This is a genomic window from Acinetobacter sp. YH12205 (genome assembly GCF_013418125.1).
Taxonomy (GTDB): domain Bacteria; phylum Pseudomonadota; class Gammaproteobacteria; order Pseudomonadales; family Moraxellaceae; genus Acinetobacter; species Acinetobacter towneri.
In genome coordinates this window covers 1-22,128 of record NZ_VPCQ01000001.1, presented here as the reverse complement: position 1 = coordinate 22,128, position 22,128 = coordinate 1, and the positions used below count along the sequence as shown (strand labels likewise).

Here is a 22,128-nt window from a genome sequence, read left to right as displayed (position 1 = left end):
GAGCGTGGAGATGAGAAACCAAAAGGTTATATCGAAATAAATGCCGAATGGGGTTAAGTGTTTTGGTTAAATGCTTTTATATGCTGAATCATCTACTTGAAAAAGATGGATTGAGCGATTTGGAGATATTGTGCTGAGTAAAATAAATTTTAGACAAAACATTCAGAAATAAAAAAGAGAGCCATCGGCTCTCTTTTTGTACTGCATAATCGTATCGATTATTGAGCAGCAGCTTCAGAAGCAGCAGCAGCAGCGTCTACAGCAGCATCAGCAGCGTCAGTTGCAGCAGCAGCAGCAGTGTCAGCAGCATCAGTAGCAGCGTCTACAGCAGCTTCAGCGCCAGAAGCAACTTCTACAGCAGCAGCGTCAGCAGCAGCTTCAGCTTCAGATGCAGCTACAACAGCTTCAGATGCAGCAGCGTTAGCGTCAGCAGCAGCTTCTTCAGTTTTTTTAGCACAACCAACGAAAGCTAAAGTAGTAGCAACTGCAGCAGCAATAGCGATTTTTTTGAATAACATGGCATCACTCTCTAAAATATGAGATTAAAAAAAACCGACGTTAGTCTGTTGTATGCTTTTATTATTCCTAAATTTTGTTAGGCACTAACAACGCAGGCGCAGTCTAACTGGTCTGCGAATATGCTATCACTGCGCTTTTTGAATTGCTACTAGGTTGATTGAAAAAAAGGCAAAAAAACGCGAAAAATACGTGCTTTTTTAACAGAAAATAACAATTAATTTGGCATTTTAGATTGGAGAGTTGCACGGTAACTGGCTAAAAACTAAAAGGTTTTTACTAAATATTTTTTTATAATCATTTACTTAAAAATAAGTTTACATATACCGCGTGCAATTGTGTCTTTATGTAAATTTTGTCAACCAAATAAAAAAGCCATCGTTTTAAGATGACTTTTTTAGGTGTTCTAATATTTATAGCCGTTTAATTGGCTGCTTTACGTTTCATTTGATCAAAGAAGTCGTCATTAGTTTTGGTTTCTTTCATGCGATCAAGCAAGAATTCCATTGCTGCCAATTCATCTTGAGTGTGTAACAATTTACGCAAAATCCAAACTTTACGCAAATTATCTTCACTCATTAAGCGCTCTTCACGACGTGTACCTGATTTTTTGATGTTCATGGCAGGGAAAACACGTTTTTCTGCAATACGACGGTCTAAGGTAATCTCTTGGTTGCCTGTACCTTTAAACTCTTCGTAAATCACTTCATCCATTTTACTGCCAGTTTCAATCAGTGCAGTTGAAATAATGGTTAGAGAACCACCTTCTTCAATATTACGTGCAGCACCAAAGAAGCGTTTTGGACGTTCTAAAGCGTGCGCATCAACACCACCTGTTAAAACCTTGCCTGAAGAAGGTACGACAGTGTTGTAGGCGCGTGCCAAACGGGTAATCGAATCCAGTAAAATCACCACGTCTTTTTTATGTTCAACTAAACGCTTGGCTTTTTCAATGACCATTTCTGCAACTTGAACGTGACGAGCAGGTGACTCATCAAATGTTGATGCAATCACTTCACCGCGCACGGTGCGTTCCATTTCAGTCACTTCTTCAGGGCGTTCATCAATGAGAAGTACAATCAAGAACACTTCTGGGTTGTTACGAACAATCGACTGAGCGATGTTTTGTAGCAACATGGTTTTACCCGCTTTAGGCGGAGCCACAATAATTGAACGCTGACCTTTACCAATTGGCGCAACCAAATCTACCACACGTGCAGTTAAGTCTTCAGTTGTTCCATTACCTAACTCCATCACCAACTGTTCTGTTGGGAAAAGCGGGGTTAAGTTTTCAAATAAGATTTTATTACGTGAATTTTCAGGGGTGTCATAGTTAATTTGATTGACTTTGAGCAAAGCAAAATAACGTTCGCCTTCTTTTGGTGGACGAATCGTACCTGTAATGGTGTCACCCGTGCGCAGGTTAAAGCGACGAATTTGCGAAGGGCTGACATAAATATCATCTGGGCCAGCAAGGTATGAACCTGCAGCTGAGCGTAAGAAACCAAAACCATCAGAGAGAATTTCTAGAACGCCATCACCAAAAATCTCTTCACCATTCATGGCATGGCGCTTTAAGATGGCAAAAATAATGTCTTGCTTGCGGTTACGCGCCATTCCTTCAAGGCCCATAAACTCGGCAATCTTGATGAGTTCGCCAATCGGTTTTTTCTTGAGTTCGGTTAAATTCATAGAGGTTCTGATAGAATTAAAATTCTGGGGTACAGGTTAGAGAGGGAGCAACATTTAGCCGCATTCATACAATAAAATGAAAGCAATTGTATTTGCACAATAACGATTCAGAGCACTGATTCATTGTTTGATTGAAAAATGTGAAAAACAATTTCTGTTGCCGAGCGGCATTTTTGTGTTGTGTCTTTTCAGAAAGAGGATGAAAGATCCTGCGTTTCCTGAGCATGCAATATAAGAGAGAAACGTCTACTTGTCAATTTGTAGGCAAAAAAAATACGCCAATGCGTGGCGTATTTTTTTTCATCATCTCTATAAATAGACGATGGATCAATCGACTTAGATATTTTCGTCAATAAACGCAGTCAATTTAGATTTAGGTGCTGCACCGACTTGCTGTGCAACCACTTCACCATTTTTGAACATCAATAATGCTGGAATATTACGGATGTTGTAGTTCACTGCAGTTTGTTCGCAAGAGGTTACATCAACTTTTACAATTTTAACTTTGCCTTGGTATTCGTCTGCAAGTACTTCAAGTACAGGTGCAATTGCTTTACATGGCGCACACCAGCCAGCCCAGAAGTCAACCAATACAGGAGTATCCGATTGAAGAACATCTGCTTCGAAGTTTGCATCAGTGGTGTTTACGATGTTGCCAGACATGGATTACGCTCCAAATAATTTTTAAGATAGCTTTAGTTAGTATTACATAGCCATCTTGAACAAAGTAGGGGAATCTGTGGATTTTCCATTCAAAATACAAATTTGTCTAATTGATCGTGACGATAACGCTAAACGAAAATGCTAATTCTGTAACACAATTGTCATATATGCAGAAAATTTAAATAGTCGTCAAATTGTGCTGATAAATGGCTTTTAAATTAGGTGTATGTGAATTACTCTAGGCACAATTCTGTCTAGGTTTGTTTGAAGAATGTCTGATTTTTTAATTGATGAAGAGTTACTCGCAGCCATCGATATGGGGTCGAATAGTTTTCACTTGGCAATTGCACGGGTGGATCATGGTGAAGTAAAAAAAGTGGCATCAATGTCAGAAAAAGTACAGTTGGCCGCAGGTTTAGATGAAAATAAGAATTTGACCGAAGCTGCTCAACAACGTGGTTTGGCATGTTTGGCGCGTTTTGTAGGACGTTTAACTGCGGTGCAGTCAAATCGTTTGCGTATTGTGGCAACCAACGCATTGCGTCAGGCCAAAAATGGACATGAATTTATTCAAAAAGCCGCAGAAATTTTGCCTAAACCTATTGAAATTATTGCAGGGCGTGAAGAAGCCCGTTTAATTTATTTAGGCGTATCGCACACGATGGCAAATAGTGGTCGTCGTTTGGTAATTGACATTGGCGGTGGTTCGACAGAGTTGATTATTGGCGAAGAATTTGAGCCAATTCATACCGAATCTTTACAAATGGGCTGTGTGGCCTATACCAAAGCCTATTTTGCCGATGGTGAAATTAGCAAGAGCAGTTTTGAAAAAGCAGTGGTTGCAGCGCGTAAAGAACTGTATTCGATTGCCAATACTTATAAAGAAGCAGGTTGGGATACCGTTGCAGGTTCGAGCGGTACCATTAAAGCCTGTCGTCAAATTACGGTAAATATGGGCTGGAGCAATGAGCAGGAAAATCTGACTCGTGAAGGTTTAGAAAAACTCAAAGACCGTTTGCTCAAGTTTAAACACGTATCAGAAATGGAATTTGATGGTCTAAAAGAAGACCGTCGAGCAGTTTTGCCAGCAGGTTTGGCAATTTTATATGCGGTATTTGATGTATTAGATATCGATAAACTGGTGTATTCCGATGGGGCTTTGCGTGAAGGCGTAATGTATGACTTGTTGGGACGTTTCCAGCATGAAGACATTCGTGATCGCAGTGTACAGGCCTTGATGGGGCGTTATAACTCAGACCCGAAACAGGCTGGACGTGTGGTGAAAACTGCGCAACATTTATTTGACAGCGTGGCAGAATCATTAAAATTAAATAACGAAGATAGTGACTTATTGCGTCGTGCTGCGTACCTACATGAAATTGGTTTAGCCATCAGTCACAGCAGTTATCATCGTCACGGTGCATATTTATTGCAACATTCGGACATTCCCGGTTTCTCACAAATTGACCAAAACTATCTCTCGCATTTGGTCGGCAACCATCGTCGAAAGTTGCGCCAAGACGCGAAAACAGAAGCACTGAAAGCGGGTGGCAATAAAATTGTTTACTTAAGTTTGTTGCTTCGCCTTGCAGTTTTGGTCAACGCAAGTCGTAGCGATGCGATGCTTCCTGCCATTGAATTAAGCATCCGCAATGCGCAACAATGGCAGCTCAGCGTGTCGGGTGATGCCAAACAATGGCCATTGCTTGTCGCTGAATTGCACGATGAACAAGTGCAATTCAAGAATTGGGACATTGAATTGAATATTCAGTCGGAACAATTTGTCGATTAAGATTTGGTTAATTTAGGGATAACAGTCGACTTATGAAAAAAGCTGCTCAATCTAAAGCATGGAAAACCGTGCAAATTGCACGTCATCCTGAACGTCCGCAATTTCTAGACTATGTGGGTGAAATTTTCACTGAATTTGATGCCTTACATGGCGATCGTTTATTTGGTGATGATGGTGCAATGATCGGTGGATTGGCACGCTTTGATGGTCAGCCTGTCATGGTGATAGGTCAACATCGTGGTCGCAGTACCCGCGAAAAATTACAACACAACTTCGGGATGTGTAATCCAGAAGGCTACCGTAAGGCACAGCGTCTTATGGATATGGCAGAGCGTTTTAATCTGCCAGTTTTCACTTTTGTTGATACGATGGGTGCATACCCAGGTGTAGGTGCAGAGGAACGTGGTCAGGCAGAAGCGATTGCGACCAGCTTGGCACAACTGTCGAACTTAAAAGTACCTGTAATTGCTACAGTATTGGGCGAAGGTGGTTCAGGCGGTGCGTTGGGTATTGGTGTGGCTGACCGTGTGGTGATGTTGTCACACAGTATTTACTCTGTTATTTCGCCAGAAGGCTGTGCGTCTATTCTGTGGAAAACTGCAGAAAAAGCCGAACAAGCCAGTGAAGCATTGGCATTGACTGCAGAAAAACTGCAAAAGATTGGTATTGTAGAATATGTGGTTGATGAAGGTGAGGGTGCGCATTTAAACCCTGAACAAGTCATGCACAGTCTGAAAAATGTGTTAAAAGAAGCTTTGGATGAATTGCAAGCGATGGATGCAACACAACGATGCGAAGAACGTTACCAGCGTTTAATGAAGTTTGGCAGCGACAATTTAGGTCTAGCGTCTTAAGTCAATTACAGGCTTTTCCTGCACAGACAAAATTTTTAATCGGATGTAGTGGCGGTATGGATTCCATGCTGCTACTGCATCTTTTGTCATTTTTGTGTCCTGAAAAAGTGCGCGCGATTTACATTGATCATCAATTGCAAAGCTCAAGTGCTGAGTGGGGTGCATTGGTGCAAGCCACCTGCCAGAATTTAAATGTACCGTGTGTGTTGCAAAAAGTTAATGTGTCTGAGGGTAATTTAGAAAACCAGGCACGTCAGGCGCGTTATCAGGCCTATATGCAGCACTTAGATAGCAACGAAGTTCTAGTGTTGGCACATCATCAGCAAGATCAGGCAGAAACCGTATTGCTGCGTTTGTTTTCAGGCGCAGGTGTGCAAGGACTTGCTGCCATGCAAGCTGTCGATGTGCGTGATGACATCAGTATTTGGCGTCCGTTATTGGATATTTCGCGTGAGCAGATTTGCCAATGGAGTGCTGAATTAAAGCTCGATTATGTGCAAGACCCAAGCAATCAGGATGTGCATTATGACCGAGCTTGGGCAAGAGAAATATTGTGGCCTGTCGTGCAACAGCGTTTTCCTAAAATGCAGCAAGCTGTGACGCGTACTGCAAACTTGATGCAAGATACTGAAAACATTTTGGCAGAAGTTTTGGCGCAGGATTTAGCTGCATGTGGCACAGACTCGCAGTTGAATTTAATTCAGTTACAACAATTGTCTTTGTCACGGCAACGTCAGCTATTATCGGCATGGATGAAAGGACAGGCACAATATCGCCCAAGTTTTGATATGGTCGAACGCTTGCAACGTGAGGTGATTCAAGCCAAAGCCGATGCACAAGCGGCATTACATTGTCAGGATTATTATTATCTGCGTTATCAGCAACAATTATTTCGTTTGCCGAAAGCGGAGTATTTAGCTGCAGAACATTTTGAGGCAGAAGAACAAGTGTTATGTTTGCAGGCAGATCAGACTTTTCAAGTGTGGTCTGGCTGTTATCAACTGCAACAAGCCAAAGTCGGTTTATCTGCAACTTTGCTGAATCGTCCGTTAACTTTACGGCCACGTTTGGGTGGTGAAAAAATTCATTTGTATGGTCGGGTGGGCACATGGCCACTGAAAAAAGCCATTCAGGAAGCACAAATTTTTCCGTGGACGCGTCATACAATTCAAATATTAAGCCTAGATAATGTTATGCTAGGCGTTTTTAGCCCCAAAGGCTTTTGGCTTGCACAGTCGGACTATTGTGTCGCAGATGGATGGCAACCGAATTTAGTCTCTTAACGACAAAGAACTCAACGAAGAGCGTGAATCATGAGTGCAGTATTGAATTGTAATATTAGTTTCATTGGCGGTGGCAACATGGCGCAAGCCTTGATTGGTGGTTTGATTGCCAGAGGTTTGCCGCCAACCCGTATTACAGTTTCAGACCCTGTAGAACAAGTGCGTGAATTATTAAAAGAAAAAGATGTGCATGTCACTGAGGATAATTTGGCCGCGATTGCAGATGCAGATATTGTGGTATTTGCAGTCAAACCACAGGTTTTGGCACAAGTATTGCGTCCATTGCACGGTCAGTTTGAAGATAAGCTGGTGATTTCGATTGTTGCGGGCGCAGAAATTGCCACGATTTCTGAGTTATTACGTACAGAACGTGTAGTGCGGGTAATGCCAAATACGCCTGCTTTGGTGCAAACAGGTGCACATGGTTTGTATGCAACCGAACAGGTCAATAGCACTGACCGTGAATTGGCAAGTCAGGTTTTGGCAGCGACAGGTTTAACTATTTGGGTAAACTCTGAGGCGCAAATTGATGCTGTGACTGCAGTATCTGGTTCAGGGCCAGCATATTTCTTCTATTTGATGGAAAGTATGATTCGTGCAGGCAAGAACTTAGGTTTAGATGAAAAAGTGGCGACAGCACTGACGTTACAAACTGCTTTGGGTGCAGCACAAATGGCAATTACCAGCTCGAATACACCTGCAGAATTACGCAAAAATGTAACTTCACCAAATGGCACGACCCAAGCGGCAATTGAAGTGTTTGATCATGCGCAAATTTCACAAAATATTCAGGCGGCATTGGCTGCTGCTAAAACGCGTAGTCAAGAATTAGCGCAAGAGTTGAGTGATAGTATTTAATTATTGAAAAACAATGAATTTAAATTTTAGGAAAGTTTAAGTATGGGTGCAAATTCTGCGCTAATTTTTGGCATTATCATTAACGTAGCGATTTTGCTCGTATTCTTCCGTTTCTTAATGCAATTGGCAGCGGTGAGTCCTTATAACCCTGTGGTGCTTTCAACCATTAAAGCCACCAAAATTGTAGATGTATTTGGACGTATTTTTCCAACGGTTGGCAAAGGTCGAGTTAACTCTGCAGCCTTGGCTTTGTTGGTGGTGTTGTATCTACTCAAAATTTTTGGTGTTATGTATCTCAATGGTGCGATGCCGAATAGTCCAATTCACTTACTGATTCTGACTTTTGTGACCATGATTCAGGATTTAATCCGTTTCTGTCGTTATTTGATTTTTGCCACCATTATTTTGAGTTGGGTGGTGATGTTTACTCAATCTCGTGGCCCTTATATTGAGGTGATTCAAGAGTTGGCAGAGCCGTTATTAGCACCATTTCGTCGTTTATTGCCGAACATGGGCATGATTGATTTGTCGCCAATTATTGCATTTTTGGCTTTATATATCGCTGAAATTATTATGAATCAGGTAGCGATTGTATTGCTGACTGGCTTATAAGTCGCATTATCCTAAAACATTAAAAAGGACTCGATTTGAGTCCTTTTTTTGTAGTTTAAGTTTGGGCTGACGACCTTAATGAGTCTTCAGAAATACAAATAACCTGCATCCTGACCTCCTTCTAGGCGAAGGAAGGTGCTGGAAAAAGAGAGCGCAACGACTTTAGTGCGCTTCATCCCAGTTATTGCCTTTTCCGACTTCCACCACCAATGGTACAGAAATTTCCACCACAGATTGCATGACTTCTGCCAACTTCGGCGCGAGTTCATCTGCCGCATCTGCATCGACTTCAAATACCAATTCATCGTGTACTTGCAGCAACATTTTGGCTTGCGCTTGCGGTAACATTTTGTCGACTTCAATCATCGCCATTTTAATAATATCAGCTGCAGAGCCTTGTAATGGCGCGTTAATTGCCGCACGTTCTGCCGCTTTACGTACCATCATATTACGTGCAGCAATATCTGGCGTATAGAGGCGACGACCTAAAATAGTTTCTACAAAACCTTGTTCTAGCGCGACTTGGCGGGTACGTTGCATATATTCATAAATGCCCGGATAACGCTGGAAGTATTGCTTGATGTAGTTTTGTGATTCTTCACGGGTAAACCCAAGCTGACGAATTAAGCCAAATTCCGACATGCCGTAGAGCAGACCGAAGTTTACAGCTTTGGCCTGACGACGCTGATCTGAGGTTACGTCTTCTAAGGCAATACCCAAGACTTCTGCCGCAGTACGGCGGTGCACGTCTTGTCCATGGTTAAAGGCATCGAGTAGGGCATCATCTTGTGAAAAATGTGCCATTAAACGCAATTCGATTTGCGAGTAGTCGGCTGCCAGCAACACGCGACCTTCAGGTGCGACAAAGGCTTTACGAATTTGACGACCAATTTCGGTACGAATTGGAATGTTTTGTAAGTTTGGATCAGTAGAAGATAAACGCCCTGTTGCAGTCAAAGCTTGGTGATAACTGGTATGCACTCGATGCGTATCGTTGTTGGCTTGTTTCAGTAAGCCATCGGTATAGGTGCTTTTGAGTTTAGATAAACCACGGTAGTCTAAAATTAAACTACTGATCGGATGCTCAATTTTTTCCAAAACACTTTCACTGGTACTGTATTGACCTGTTGCGGTTTTCTTGCCGCCTTTGAGTCCGAGTTTATCAAACAGGATTTCGCCCACTTGTTTCGGTGAGCTGACATTAAAGTTTTCACCTGCCAATTCTACAATTTGGTTTTCCAAATCTTGCATGGTTTGGGAAAAATCGACACCCAATTGATCTAAAAATTTCAGATCAAGCTGAATGCCATTTTCTTCCATACTGGTCAGCACACGCGCCACAGGCATTTCGATGTTGTGCAAAATATTGACCAATTCAGGATGCTTTTGTAGCTTCGCAGACAGCACTTCATATAAACGATACGTAACATGCGCATCTTCTGCAGCGTAGTGCGCAGCCGTTTCAATTTCAATTTGATTGAAAGTTTTTTGCTTGACGCCTTTGCCTGCAATTTGCTCATAAGATGTGGTCAGGTGGCTTAAATATAAGCGTGCCACATCATCCATGCCGTGACGGGTTGCGACAGAGTTAAGCACATAAGATGCCAACATGGTATCGAAATACCAACCTTGTAAATGAATACCGTGATTTTCAAGCACATGCGCATCATATTTTAAATGATGCCCAATTTTATCCACCGCATTATTTTCTAAAATAGGTTTGATTTGTGCCAAAACCTGATCACGGTTGAGCTGCTGTGGTGCGCCCTCATAATCATGCGCCAAAGGTACGTAATAGGCATCTTTGGCATCGAACGCGATAGAAAAACCAACAATTTCTGCAACGCGATAATCCAGACTGGTGGTTTCTGTATCAAAGGCAAAACGCTGTGCAGTTTGCAAGCGTTGCAGCAAAGCATCCCAATGCGCCTGATCTAAAATGGTGTGGTATGTTGCTGCACCGAGTTGATCATCAACACTGCTTTGCGTGGCTTGATCTTCAGTTTCAATTTCATTGGCTGTCGGTGCGGCGACTGTTTTTGCAGCTTGTTTATAATTGCTGTTATTTGGATTATTTGGATGATCGAGCGATTGTAATTGATTACGGAATTCTAGCTCGGTATATAAATTGCGTAAGGCTTCAACATTAGGGTCTTGTAGTTTTAGATCGGCATAACCAAAGTTCAGATCAAGGTCACAAACAATGCTGGCGAGTTGATGATCTAGCGCGATGCCATCGGCATTGTCTTTAATATTTTGTCCGACTTTGCCTTTAATATGATCGACATTTTCTAAAATCGCACCAATCGAGCCATATTCGGTCAGTAGTTTTGCAGCAGTTTTGGCGCCAATGCCGGGCACGCCCATAATACCATCGGAAGCATCACCCATGAGGGTCAGATAATCAATAATTTGATGCGGCCATACGCCAAACTTGTCAAATACAGCCTGAATATCCATTGGCTTTTCTTTGAAGCTGTCTTCAAGGGTAACTTTTTCAGTCACCAACTGCGCCATGTCTTTATCGCCCGTAGAAATCAGTACTTGCTGTCCTTCGGCTTCGGCACGTTTGGCTAAAGTTCCAATAATATCATCGGCTTCTGCGCCTGGTAGCATGTAAAGTGGAATACCCAAAGCACGAATTAAAGCATGTAAGTATGGAATTTGCTGAGAAAGTTCCTCAGGCATACTTGGGCGGTCACCTTTATAAATTGGCGATAGTTCGTGACGGAAAGTCGGCTCAGGCGTATCAAAAATTACCGCCATGTGAGTAGGCTGAGTACGACGCATCAACTTTTGAATCGCAGAGATCGCGCCACGAATAGCATTGGTATGTAAACCAGTTGACGTGGTTAATGGTGGTAGTGCGTGAAAGGCACGAAATAGAAAATATGAGCCATCGACCAAGACAAATGGTGGCATGGATTGATTCCTTCTGCAAATAAGCAGTTTATTGTACGTGATTTTTGCAGTTGTCGCAGAAACTGATTTTTAAGGCAAGTGTTGCAGACGCACAGTTACCGAATTGCTGATGAATCCTGATTCAGAATCGTGCTGTCTGTTGTATGATCGGAGCCATGACAATATCAATAAAATGAAGAGCAATGCAGACAGGGCAGAATGAAATTCGAATCATTTGGTTCATGCTATTAATCATAATTTCAATTGGCGCATGGTGGCTCGGTGTGCCGATGCTGAGTTATATCTGTGCAGTTGCTGCGGTGGTCAGCGTGATGTTTTTTGTGGGACGAGTGCAGAACTCACTGGAACAGGTTGTGGATGCACAGTCACAAGTACAACGCCAAAGCTCTAAAACTCCTTTATATATCGCCGCTTTTATTGCTTTTTTAGGAATATTGCTGGATAGGTATTTACTGACATCTATTGCTTTAAGTGCATGGATTTTTATGTTGTTGCGATGGTTGCAGCGTTTGGAGCAAGGACTGTATCAATTACAGCAATTACAAAGTGCCGCTAAGCTTCAGGCGCATGCTCAAAAGAGCTATCCTCAAAAGACCAATGCTCAAGAGAAAAAGGTTCAAACGCAATTCGCAGAGCATATTTTAGCCAATACATCTGAAGTTGATGCAAGTCTTTCATCAGTTAAGGCAAATGTGGATGATGGTGTTATATCAACCGCTTCTCAACCTGAAACCATCGCTATTCAATCTGATTCCACATTATCGAGCGAGCCGAATTCTGTTCGGGAACAAGCAGCTCAAGTTTCTTATCCATATCAAGACCAAGAGTATCTACATCAAGAATATTCAGCTCCAGATTTAGCCAAATCCTCAAGGTCTGTTGCACCTTTTGCAACTCAGTCGCGCTCATCAAGTAACAGTTTATTGCAACAAGCTCAATCATGGCTGATACATGGTAATCCTGTATTAAAAGCAGCAATTGTAGTGTTACTCATAGGCGTGGTGTTACTGCTACGTTTTGCTACTGAACATTGGCAATTTAGTTTGGCAGTGAAACTTTTGTTCGTTGCTGGCGTGAGTGCAGCAGTGACAGTATTCGGTTATCTGTTACGCAACAAAAATCGCAGCTTTGCTTTGGGTGTGCAAGGTTTGGGGTTGGCTGGGCTGTGTCTGACCTTATTTTTTGCCTATTACAATTTGGTCATTCCAAATTTAGCTATCGCCAGTCTGTGTTTTATTGTGGTGATGTTGCTCACGCTCTGGCTGAGTTTAAAACAACAATCAGTCGAACTTGCCCTCATGGCAATGCTGATTGCGTATTTCGCACCGTTTACTTTACCTGTTCGTAATGCAACAGCCATTGAATTTATTGCCTATTATTTGCTGATTAATATTTCGGTTGCCATTTTAAGTAGTTTACGTCCGTGGAAATATTTAAATCAAATTGCGTTTTTAATGACGGTTGTGGTGGGTGGCAGCTATGCCTTTTATCATGGTTATATCTTTGAAAGGCAGGTGCTAACGCTTTTAGTTTTGGCGCATGCGGCTATTTTTATTTGGTTGGGTTTTCGCTTTAGTCAGCTTTTGGCACAGGAAGATGTCGCCACGTTTCAGCTGAAACCTATTTTAGACCTTGCCTTGATTTTTGGCGCACCCATTGTCGGTTATGCCTGTTTATATCTGATGTATTTTGAAGAAACAGCAGAGCAGGCAGCCTTTAGTTTGTTATTTGCGGTGGTTTTTGCAGGTTTGTATTGGCTGACCAAACAGCATCGGCAGACACAATTTATTGCACAAAGTTATTTCAGTTTGATGCTGATTTTTAGTGTGTTGATTCCACCTATTTTACTGCCTGAACAATGGAGTGTCATTGGTTGGGCATTACAAGGCGTGGCTGTGTTTATTTTTGCCTTTATTCAATATTCTAAAATTAGCCGTTATTTGGCACTAGGTTTGTTTGCCGTAGCGGGCTTATCTGGGCTGTATTATTTAGTAGAGTTGCCTTATTTCGAGCGCAGTATTTATTGGGTACTGAGCCTAAGTTATGCCACGGTTGTGGTGTTTTCCAACAGCCGTGCAGCTTTCAGACAACAACTGAGCACAGCAACCACGAGCGTACTGTGTTTAATGATGTTGTCTGCAACCAGTTTATGGCTATGGTTAGGTTTAGATTACTTTGATGGAGAACTTGCAACCGTACAGACGCTTTTGGCGGTGGTGGTCATCTATTTACTCATCAATGAAGTACTACTTTCTCGTCAAGCGACATGGTCATGGTTATTGCCCAAATGGTTAGGTTTAACGCCTGTTTCACTCACTGCAGCAGGATTATTATTCAGCCGTAGCTATGATGGAGCGGTGCATTGGGTTTCGGGTACTGAACGTCTGCTATTTGCCTTGTTTGCAGGCGTGCTCAGTGTGTTGTGGTTGCGTCCTTTATGGACTGTCCGCAGCGACAAAGAATGGCTGAGTTTAGGACTGTTACCCATTTTGGCGATGGCGAGTTTAACGCTGTTACCACAGCATCCGTATAGCAGCGTGGTGATTTTACCATTGCTCTTTGCGGCGTGGTGTTGGTGGCAACAACCGGATTCAGATTGGCGCAAATTTTGGTATGCGCGTAGCAATTTAATCTTCATGTTGATGTGGATGCTATGTTCACAACTGTTGACTGAACACGCATTTTACGGCTATGTACTGCCTATTTTGAATCCATTTGATTTGGTCAGTATAGCCATGTTGGTGGCTATTTTGTGGATGTTGAATCTGCAACGCAAAACCCATTTAGACCAAGGCTTGGCAGCGGTAATTATGGTCTTGAGTTTACTGTGGCTAAGTAGTTATGTGCTATTACGTGCCTTACATCTGTATTTGGGAACGCCAATCAACCAAATTGCTGTTTGGCAAGATGCCACTGTGCAGCTCAGTTTGACCTTGCTTTGGGTGAGTTTGGCTTGTATCGCCATGTGGATTGCCAGTCTGAAACAATTACGTGCCTTGTGGATTTTAGGCAGCAGTATTTTGGTGATTGTGATCTTAAAATTGGTGCTTTTAGATTTATCTAATATTGGAACTTTAATGCGCGTGCTGTCATTCTTTGCTGCAGGTTTAGGTATGCTACTGATTGCATATATTGCCCCAATTCCCGAGCCAGATCTCGTAAAAAACAACACTTCGCCGTCTTCCAAAGCTTGAGCAGATCCTCAAGTTTAGTTAGAGGCAAAGTGTCGAAGACTGAAACGATTACTTTAAGTCAGGTTCTCGTTTCAGTGCTTGGGCATTGGCATATTGATCAAGTTCTTCATTATTTAAAGGGCGCGATAAAGGATGATCAACAAAACCCATTTTGGGTACAGGAATTTCGATTTGGTTGTCTAGGAAACCATTACGGATACGTTCCTGCATTTCATCACGTACCTTTAAAAAGTTTTCTTGCTGACACCACACCGCAAACAACAATTCAATTGAAGATTCACGGAAAGCTGTAACTGTCACCGCGGGTTTAGGGTCAGACAGCACGAGCGGATATTGATTGGCGACACTGAGCAACACTTCACGCACTTTAATAATATCTTCGTGAAAATTAATCGCGAGGGTAATGGGCACACGTCGGATTGGAAACTTGGACAAGTTATGCACGGGTGCACGAATCAATTGTTCATTGGGTAAACGCACATAAATATTGTCTTGGGTCAGCAATTTAACTGAAAGTAAGTCAATTGAGATCACTTCACCTTCAATGGTGTGTCCGCGAATCAGGGTGATTTGAATGGTATCGCCCACTTCAAAAGAACCTTCGCCAATCAGGAACATACCACTAATTAAATTGGATGCCGAGGTTTGTGAGGCAAAACCCAAAGCCACGGTTAAAATACCCGCTGCACCTAAAAACACGCTGAGTTTAAAGCCTGCTTCTTTCAGGCTCGCCATCACAAACAGCAGGAAAATAAAGTAAAAAATCCCGCGTCGCCAAACTAAGCGTTGATGCGCATTAAAACGTGCGCCAATAGTGCGTACAAAAGTATTGGAAACAAAACGTGCAATTAAGAAACCAATCAAAGACAATACAATTGCGACCAAAATTTCGGTCAGACGATCTGTATTGATACTGGTAAAAATTCCTTTGAGGCTGTTGGTGATTTCTTTGGAAATATTGGAATCTGCCATAACATCCTCTTAGAAAAATGAATCAAACATATTAAATAAAGCACCTGCCGTTTCACGCGGTGGTTGCAAATAGGTCACTTCACCTGCATGTGGCGGGGTGCGATTTTCAATCCGAATTCGTGGCGGGCGGTCTAAACCTTCATGCATCACTTTAATTTGTGAAGTCCATAAACGACCTGTACTTTCGCTGAAAAATAAAGGCAGCGCAGGCACAGGCACATTCATTCGGTCAAAACGCAATTGTTGATTGCTGGTGTTGTGAAATTCAATCGGCGTGACGGCACGAAATGCACGTGGTTTTAATTGATGTAATTCGGTACGGCCATCGACTGCTGTGGCATAGCAAATTTCACCTGTACGATGATTGGGGCCAAACCAAGTATCTTTCGGGCGAATAATCGGCAAATCAAAAATGGGTTCACGTTGACCATCGACAAAGGCAGACATCCACAACGGTGTGCTGATATACAAGGTGCCGCGTTGCCCCGCAGGAATATAAATTGGATCGACAGGTTTAATCACCACTGAACGGTCTGCCAAACGAGGCATGAGCTGTAATTTACTTTGTGTAGATTTGAACATATAGCGTTCAATTTTCACAGGTTGTGGAAAGGCAAATTCAGGATCATCAATGTTATGCCATTGCTGTTCATAATCGTATTGAACCTGCGGGCGATAATATTCCAAACGCCATTCTTGCATACCACGGGTCAAACGTACTAAGAGTGAGCCAAATTGCCACGTTTTAGGACGATTGAGCTCAAACTCATAGTCACCCCACCATTTTAATTTAGCCGAATCAGTTTCTGAAATCTCATGATTTTGTGACAATGGCCTATCCCTTTCTTGATAAATCAGCGAAAACAGACTTCACGCTGTCATACGCTTAGAGTACACTCAAATTAAATTTTTTCATCATTATTATAATCGCTGATGCAAGTACTGAAACAATTACAAATACCGTATAGCTTTGCCAAACGCCATGGGGTGTTAATTCGTTATGAGGGCGATCATGCCTTTATTGTACGTCGTGAAAATACGCCGATGCTTGCCATTCAGGAGGCGCGTCGTTTTTTGGGGCATCCTGCACAGCATCAACTTTGTAGCGATCAGGAATTTCACCAATTATTAAGCAGCAGTTTTGCAGGTGATACAGGCGAGTCGCAGCAAGTCGCTGCGGGATTGGAAGATCACCCTGACTTGCTTAGTTTGGCAGATTCAGTTCCTGAAGCAGAAGACCTGATGGATCAGGAAGATGATGCACCGATTGTACGTTTAATCAATGCTTTACTGTCTGAAGCGATTCGGGTTGGCGCATCGGATATTCATATCGAATCTTTTGAGAAAAAACTGTCAGTCCGTTTGCGGGTCGATGGTCAGTTGCGTGAAATCGTGCAACCGCGCCGTGAACTTGCGCCTTTATTGGTGTCACGTATTAAAGTCATGGCAAAACTGGATATTGCCGAAAAACGTATCCCTCAAGATGGTCGTATTTCGCTCAGACTAGCAGGTCGTGAGGTCGATGTACGTGTGTCAACGCTGCCATCTTCGCATGGTGAGCGGGTGGTAATGCGTTTGCTGGATAAGCAAGCAGGTCGTTTAAACATGACGCACTTGGGGCTGATGCAAAATGATTATGAGCGCTTAAAGCAACTGGTACATCGACCACACGGGATTATTTTGGTTACAGGGCCGACAGGTTCGGGTAAAACTACGACCTTATATGCAGCTTTGTCAGACCTGAATGACGGTTCTAAAAATATTTTGACTGCAGAAGACCCGATTGAATATCAACTTGAAGGGATTGGGCAAACACAGGTCAATACCAAAGTGGATATGACCTTCGCTCGTGCTTTAAAAGCCATGCTGCGCCAAGACCCAGATGTGGTGATGGTGGGGGAGATTCGTGACTTAGAAACCGCCGAAATTGCAGTGCAGGCTTCCTTAACTGGTCACTTGGTACTGTCTACCCTACATACCAATACGGCCATTGGTGCAGTCACCCGTTTAAAAGATATGGGCATCGAGCCGTTCTTGCTGTCAAGTTCATTAATTGGGGTGATCGCACAGCGTTTAGTGCGCACCTTATGTTCGCACTGCGCCACATGGCATGCTGCAGATGACTTTGAACAAGAACTCTTTAAAAGTGTGACCGATGCAAGCGATTTAAAACTTCCGCAACCGAAAGGCTGTGAACATTGCTCACATACAGGTTTTACTGGGCGGACTGCAATTTATGAAATTGTCCCTGTGGATGAAGCAATGCGCCGTTTGATTCATGGCAATGCCGCGGAATATGAACTGGAAGATTATGCACGACAGCAATCAGGTTCGATTCGTGAAGATGGATTGCGTAAGGTATTGGCAGGTAAAACCACTTTGGAAGAAGTGCTGCGCGTGACCAATGAAGCGGCTGAATAGCTAAAAAGTAAGGTTAAGATAAGAAATACAAAGAGTTGATCACTATATTGTTGATCAACCCTTTTTATTGAAATTCAATTTTAAAATTGCAATAAACGACGATGCTGCATTAACGGCATCGACTCTCGAATTTTGCTTTGTTCATCTAAATCAAAGGGCACTGTAATCAGTTGCGTACCTTCGTCTTGCACCATTGACAATAACTGTCCGCGTGAATTGGCAGCGCCTGAATGTCCCCAAGTCTGACGTTTTTCACCATGCCAACCTTGTTGGGCTGCACCTAAAACCTGACATTGACTGTCCATGCCACGCGCCTGCAAGAGCAATTGCCAATGCATTTGACCTGTGGTGTAAGTAAAAGCCGATGGCGCAGTTAAAATATTGGCGCCTTGCGCACGTAAAGTTAAGGCCAATTCAGGAAAGCGCAAGTCATAACACACCATTAAGCCAATGTTGCCAAACGGTGTTTTCGCCACAACGACTTCAGAGCCGGGTTCAAAAAACTTAGATTCCTGATAACCACCAACAGAGTCACCAACTTGCACATCAAACAAATGAATTTTGTCATAACGTGCTTCAGTTTTTTCTGGGCTAATACATAAACTGACCGTACGCACACGACCATCTGCAATTGTTGAACCATCAGGGCGATATGGGCAGGGCAATGTACCCGCCACAATCCAGATTTGATATTGATGTGCAAGCTGTTCCAAACGCTGTTGAATACTTTCAAACTGTGCCGCGGTTTCGCATTGTTTGCCTGCTGCAAAGCAAACAAAGTTTTCTGGAAAAACGATCAGTTCTGCACCATCGGCTTTACTTTGTTGAATCAATGTTTCAATGATTTTGAAGTTTTCCTCAATATCATTTTGTGAGTTCATTTGAGCAACAGAAAGTAAAGTCATCAAAGCATTCCTGAGTGAAGATCAAGCGTTCTGCTGATTTTGCTCAGCACATTGATCGAGATTATCTTGTTCTTTTTGTAGCTGTTTCACCAAAGGTTCGAACATATTTTGGTTGTTTTCATTCAGCTTCATGAGGGTTTTATGGGCATCTAATACCGTAGTGAGCATATTGCTATGCGTGACGTGTTCTTCTACCAGCTCACGCGTGCAGACAGTTGGGTCACCACAGTAATTTAAAATCACAAACACCTGTCCTAAGCCCATGCTATTGGCGAGCGTAGTAATGTCTGGATTAGTAGAGAGCATAACTGCCTGAATGTTATGGATTTGTTTCAGTTTTAAGCCTAGCTTAGCCAATACACCTAAAACTGTACTGTCAATAAATGTAGTTTGGGTTAAATCTACAATTGCACCCACCACATTAGATTGCTGTTCAATTTTACTGAGTAGTTTGTCTAGACTAATACAAGATTGGGCACGCACTTCGCCAAAAAGCTTAAAGATATGCGTTCCATTCAAACTTGCATATTCAACATGACCTGTTGACATATAAATGCCATTTGCAGAGAAGGATTAGATAATTATCCCATAGCGACTATATAGACTCAAGTGGCTTACAGTCGTATATCTTGGGTTGAGAAGTTAACTGGCTGATTTATTGGTTATTTTGTTCGACACAAACTCAAGATCGCAATATCATCTGCTACATGATCGGGGGCTTGGAATGATTGATTTTGCAAGTGAAAGACCAATTGTTCAAACTGTTCATTCAAACCACCACTATAAGGTTCTAACGCACCATCGGAGCAGATAATAAACCGCGCCTGTTTATTTAATACGCACTCAAATTCCTCAACTTCTAAATCTTCAGTCAGTCCTAAAGGAAAACTACTGGTATTTAAAATTTTAGGTGCCTGATTGGGTTCAATAATAATGGCAGGTGGATAATGCCCCGCACTCGACCAACGCAGTTCGTGGGTTTCAATATTTAAAATCCCACTAATCATGGTGATATGCTTTTCGATATTTTCTTGAACCAGCATACCGTTCAACTTTTTAATCAACTCGCGTGGTGTTTTGGAGCGACCATGAAATGCAGCCATCCAAGACGTTAGTAAACTACTAGTTACACCATGCCCAGAGACATCGGCTAAATAGAACATGATTTCTTTATCACTGATTTTCCAGTAATCAAACCAATCGCCCGACAAATAAGCCGAAGGCTTAAATAACGTATCTACACGGTAGTTGTACAGTTCGATAGGATTGGGCAGTAATTTTTTTTGTAGTTCAGCAGCTGAAGGTAAGTCGCGGCTGTCTTGATTGCGTTTATATTGTGCGTCTATTTTGCGTAAGGCTTGTGGTGGATTTTCTGGTAAACGACTCCACAACCAACCTGCTAAAGCACCTTGTTCCCATGCTTGTACCAATGCCGTGCCTTCATCTTCAAAGGCCAATACAATCGTAGGTAAATCCCATTGATGGGTTAAATAATCTTGCACATCGGCAATTGCAATAATGGTTGGGTCATACAAGCTGATGTCATCTATGTGAATCATTTGCACACTAGGAAGTGTGTCGAGCACCTGTTCTAGATATGGAATATCACGTGTGGGTTGAATGAAATACATAGAGTTTTGTGTTGACCCTGAACCTAAACAAAGCGTTACTATAACAATGCCTGAATACTCAAGGAAAGTAAAAACTCACCTTGAGTAAAATGTTTTACAAATTATTCTTTGCTTTCTTCAGGCGGGTTTATTTCTTCTTGATCATCAAAAAGTTCTTCGGTTTCATCATCTACAAAAGAAATACTATCTGCATCGAGTCCTTTCTTTTCCGCAATTTCAAAGTTTTTACGTTGCAAGTAAATATCCCGAATCGCGGCATATTTATCGCCCTGTAATACTTGTTCTACATCTAGGAGTTGCGAGCGCGTATCTAGGCCGCGCATAACTTGCTCCGACCAATATAAACGGTCATTGCCATCTAAAATGTATTTTTGTGGACGTGCCTGACCATCTACAAGTGTGCCGAAACCATCACGGAAAGTACTTGGGCCGTAAATTGGTAGCATGACATAAGGCCCTGAAGGGACACCGTAGTAGCCCAAGGTTGTACCAAATTTTTCTTCTTCCGTGTCTAAACCTAAACGACGTGCAGGGTCAGCCATGCCTAAAGTAGTAATCGTATTTAAACTAAAACGACCTAAAGTTTTTGCGGCACGTAAAGGACGACCTTGAATCAATTGGTTAACCGCATTCCAAGGTTCGCCCAAGTTTTTACGAAATTGACGATATGAACCGCGCACTTCACCAGGGACTTTCTTTGTATATTGAACCGCAAGTGGACGCGCGATATTACGATCTAACATATCGTTGAATGCATAAATCTGACGGTTTAAAGGTTGCAGTGGGTCTTTGACTTCATCGGGTTGTGCAGCATTTGCATTCACTTTTAAATCTTTGGCTTTTACATTTTTTAATTCTTTAAGCGCATTCAAACGACTACTTTTAGTTTCAGAAGATGAGTCTGCCGCAATAACTTCAGTAGTTTCTTCTTGAGCAACTTCTTCAGTAGAAGGCGTTGTCGCATGTGTTGAGGTGATGAATCCTAAAGAAACAAGGCACACCCAAAGATATTTTTGTTGATACATAAAGAATCCTAGCGCTTAAATCTGAGTAAGCAAAAGCTGTTATATCGCCGATGGGTATATAGTAACAGTTAATTGAAACGATGTATTAAAGCAAATTTGCTCAAAATGTGTGTAGAAAAAGCAAAAATGAACAAAAAATAAACACCCGATATATTTCTTTTGAAAAAAGTCTTGCAAGGTAAAATATTTGCCCTATAATGCACATCCATCGGCGGTGATGAAGATTAAAACTTCTGATAAAACAATGACTTGGTTAAGAATGATTGAGTTGGGTTTTAGAAAAAAAGTTTAAAATAATTTAAATTACCAGTTGACACTTTAGAAATAAAGCGTAATATAGCCGACCTAGCTTGATGCTGACGAAGCATCGAGAAGATCATTAAGAGATTATGAAGAACAACTTGTGTGGATTTTTACTGATTGATTGATCGAAGATATTTCATTGATTGATTGGTTTAAATTACTCGAAGTTTATTTGAGCGAAATTTAAGTCAGAGAATTGATGAGCCAGATTTGGAAGTTTAGATTAAAGCTTCAAAATGATTTTAACTGAAGAGTTTGATCATGGCTCAGATTGAACGCTGGCGGCAGGCTTAACACATGCAAGTCGAGCGGGCAAGGTTGCTTCGGTAACTGAGCTAGCGGCGGACGGGTGAGTAATGCTTAGGAATCTGCCTATTAGTGGGGGACAACATTCCGAAAGGGATGCTAATACCGCATACGTCCTACGGGAGAAAGCAGGGGCTCTTTATGACCTTGCGCTAATAGATGAGCCTAAGTCGGATTAG

General features: G+C 42.2%; 17 protein-coding genes and 1 rRNA gene. 8 read left to right on the top strand and 10 right to left on the bottom strand.

The window, feature by feature from the left end:
• Positions 1–218: 218 nt before the first annotated feature.
• The 3 genes from FTU92_RS00090 to trxA form a co-directional block, all read right to left on the bottom strand.
• Positions 219–518 carry a hypothetical protein gene (locus FTU92_RS00090; protein ID WP_131260745.1) on the bottom strand — a complete coding sequence of 100 codons (300 nt, stop codon included), beginning with the start codon at positions 516–518 and terminating at the stop codon, positions 219–221.
• A 421-nt stretch (positions 519–939) separates the two neighbouring features.
• Positions 940–2,208, bottom strand: coding sequence for a transcription termination factor Rho (rho, locus tag FTU92_RS00085; protein ID WP_004975162.1), 1,269 nt, complete (start codon positions 2,206–2,208; stop codon positions 940–942).
• Between the two features lie 336 nt (positions 2,209–2,544).
• Entirely contained in the window at positions 2,545–2,871 is a 327-nt protein-coding gene (gene trxA / locus FTU92_RS00080) for a thioredoxin (RefSeq protein ID WP_004975164.1), read from the bottom strand.
• A gap of 271 nt (positions 2,872–3,142) precedes the next feature.
• Here trxA and ppx point away from each other — a divergent pair, with 271 nt between their 5' ends.
• Genes ppx through FTU92_RS00055 form a run of 5 tightly spaced genes read left to right on the top strand, consistent with a single transcriptional unit; the run spans position 3,143 to position 8,270 of the window.
• Positions 3,143–4,663, top strand: coding sequence for an exopolyphosphatase (ppx, locus tag FTU92_RS00075; protein WP_004975167.1), 1,521 nt, complete (start codon positions 3,143–3,145; stop codon positions 4,661–4,663).
• 32 nt (positions 4,664–4,695) lie between these two features.
• The gene (locus tag FTU92_RS00070) at positions 4,696–5,517 is read left to right on the top strand and encodes an acetyl-CoA carboxylase carboxyltransferase subunit alpha (RefSeq protein WP_004975170.1); all 822 of its coding nucleotides are present in this window, start codon (positions 4,696–4,698) and stop codon (positions 5,515–5,517) included.
• Complete coding sequence (tilS, locus tag FTU92_RS00065) at positions 5,454–6,800, top strand: tRNA lysidine(34) synthetase TilS (RefSeq protein WP_179990638.1); 1,347 nt, start codon at positions 5,454–5,456, stop codon at positions 6,798–6,800. The genes FTU92_RS00070 and tilS overlap by 64 nt, the downstream gene beginning before the upstream one ends.
• Positions 6,801–6,830: 30 nt before the next feature.
• Complete coding sequence (gene proC, locus FTU92_RS00060; protein ID WP_096902428.1) at positions 6,831–7,658, top strand: pyrroline-5-carboxylate reductase; 828 nt, start codon at positions 6,831–6,833, stop codon at positions 7,656–7,658.
• Between the two features lie 42 nt (positions 7,659–7,700).
• Complete coding sequence (locus FTU92_RS00055; RefSeq protein WP_004975174.1) at positions 7,701–8,270, top strand: YggT family protein; 570 nt, start codon at positions 7,701–7,703, stop codon at positions 8,268–8,270.
• Positions 8,271–8,432: 162 nt separating this feature from the next.
• Here the strand turns inward: FTU92_RS00055 and polA are convergent, their stop codons facing one another.
• The gene (gene polA / locus FTU92_RS00050) at positions 8,433–11,192 is read right to left on the bottom strand and encodes a DNA polymerase I (RefSeq protein WP_004975176.1); all 2,760 of its coding nucleotides are present in this window, start codon (positions 11,190–11,192) and stop codon (positions 8,433–8,435) included.
• A 182-nt stretch (positions 11,193–11,374) separates the two neighbouring features.
• On the opposite strand from polA, the gene FTU92_RS00045 reads away from it, so the two are divergent.
• Positions 11,375–14,386, top strand: a complete 3,012-nt coding sequence (locus tag FTU92_RS00045; RefSeq protein ID WP_180095234.1) for a DUF2339 domain-containing protein — start codon at positions 11,375–11,377, stop codon at positions 14,384–14,386.
• A 48-nt stretch (positions 14,387–14,434) separates the two neighbouring features.
• Here the strand turns inward: FTU92_RS00045 and FTU92_RS00040 are convergent, their stop codons facing one another.
• Complete coding sequence (locus FTU92_RS00040; protein WP_096902425.1) at positions 14,435–15,358, bottom strand: mechanosensitive ion channel family protein; 924 nt, start codon at positions 15,356–15,358, stop codon at positions 14,435–14,437.
• A gap of 9 nt (positions 15,359–15,367) precedes the next feature.
• Positions 15,368–16,189, bottom strand: coding sequence for a hypothetical protein (locus tag FTU92_RS00035; protein WP_004975182.1), 822 nt, complete (start codon positions 16,187–16,189; stop codon positions 15,368–15,370).
• 102 nt (positions 16,190–16,291) lie between these two features.
• Between FTU92_RS00035 and gspE the strand changes: the two genes are divergently transcribed.
• Positions 16,292–17,779, top strand: coding sequence for a type II secretion system ATPase GspE (gspE, locus tag FTU92_RS00030; RefSeq protein WP_004975184.1), 1,488 nt, complete (start codon positions 16,292–16,294; stop codon positions 17,777–17,779).
• A gap of 80 nt (positions 17,780–17,859) precedes the next feature.
• On the opposite strand, the gene FTU92_RS00025 is transcribed toward gspE, so the two are convergent.
• The 4 genes from FTU92_RS00025 to FTU92_RS00010 form a co-directional block, all read right to left on the bottom strand.
• Positions 17,860–18,684, bottom strand: coding sequence for a carbon-nitrogen hydrolase family protein (locus FTU92_RS00025; protein WP_004975186.1), 825 nt, complete (start codon positions 18,682–18,684; stop codon positions 17,860–17,862).
• Positions 18,685–18,705: 21 nt separating this feature from the next.
• Entirely contained in the window at positions 18,706–19,233 is a 528-nt protein-coding gene (gene gigB, locus FTU92_RS00020) for an anti-anti-sigma factor GigB (RefSeq protein WP_004975187.1), read from the bottom strand.
• A 113-nt stretch (positions 19,234–19,346) separates the two neighbouring features.
• Positions 19,347–20,315, bottom strand: coding sequence for an RsbU family protein phosphatase GigA (gene gigA, locus FTU92_RS00015; protein WP_131260741.1), 969 nt, complete (start codon positions 20,313–20,315; stop codon positions 19,347–19,349).
• Positions 20,316–20,416: 101 nt separating this feature from the next.
• Positions 20,417–21,340, bottom strand: a complete 924-nt coding sequence (locus FTU92_RS00010) for a VacJ family lipoprotein (RefSeq protein WP_180095231.1) — start codon at positions 21,338–21,340, stop codon at positions 20,417–20,419.
• 546 nt (positions 21,341–21,886) lie between these two features.
• Here FTU92_RS00010 and FTU92_RS00005 point away from each other — a divergent pair.
• A 16S ribosomal RNA gene (locus FTU92_RS00005) occupies positions 21,887–22,128 on the top strand; the annotation flags it as partial.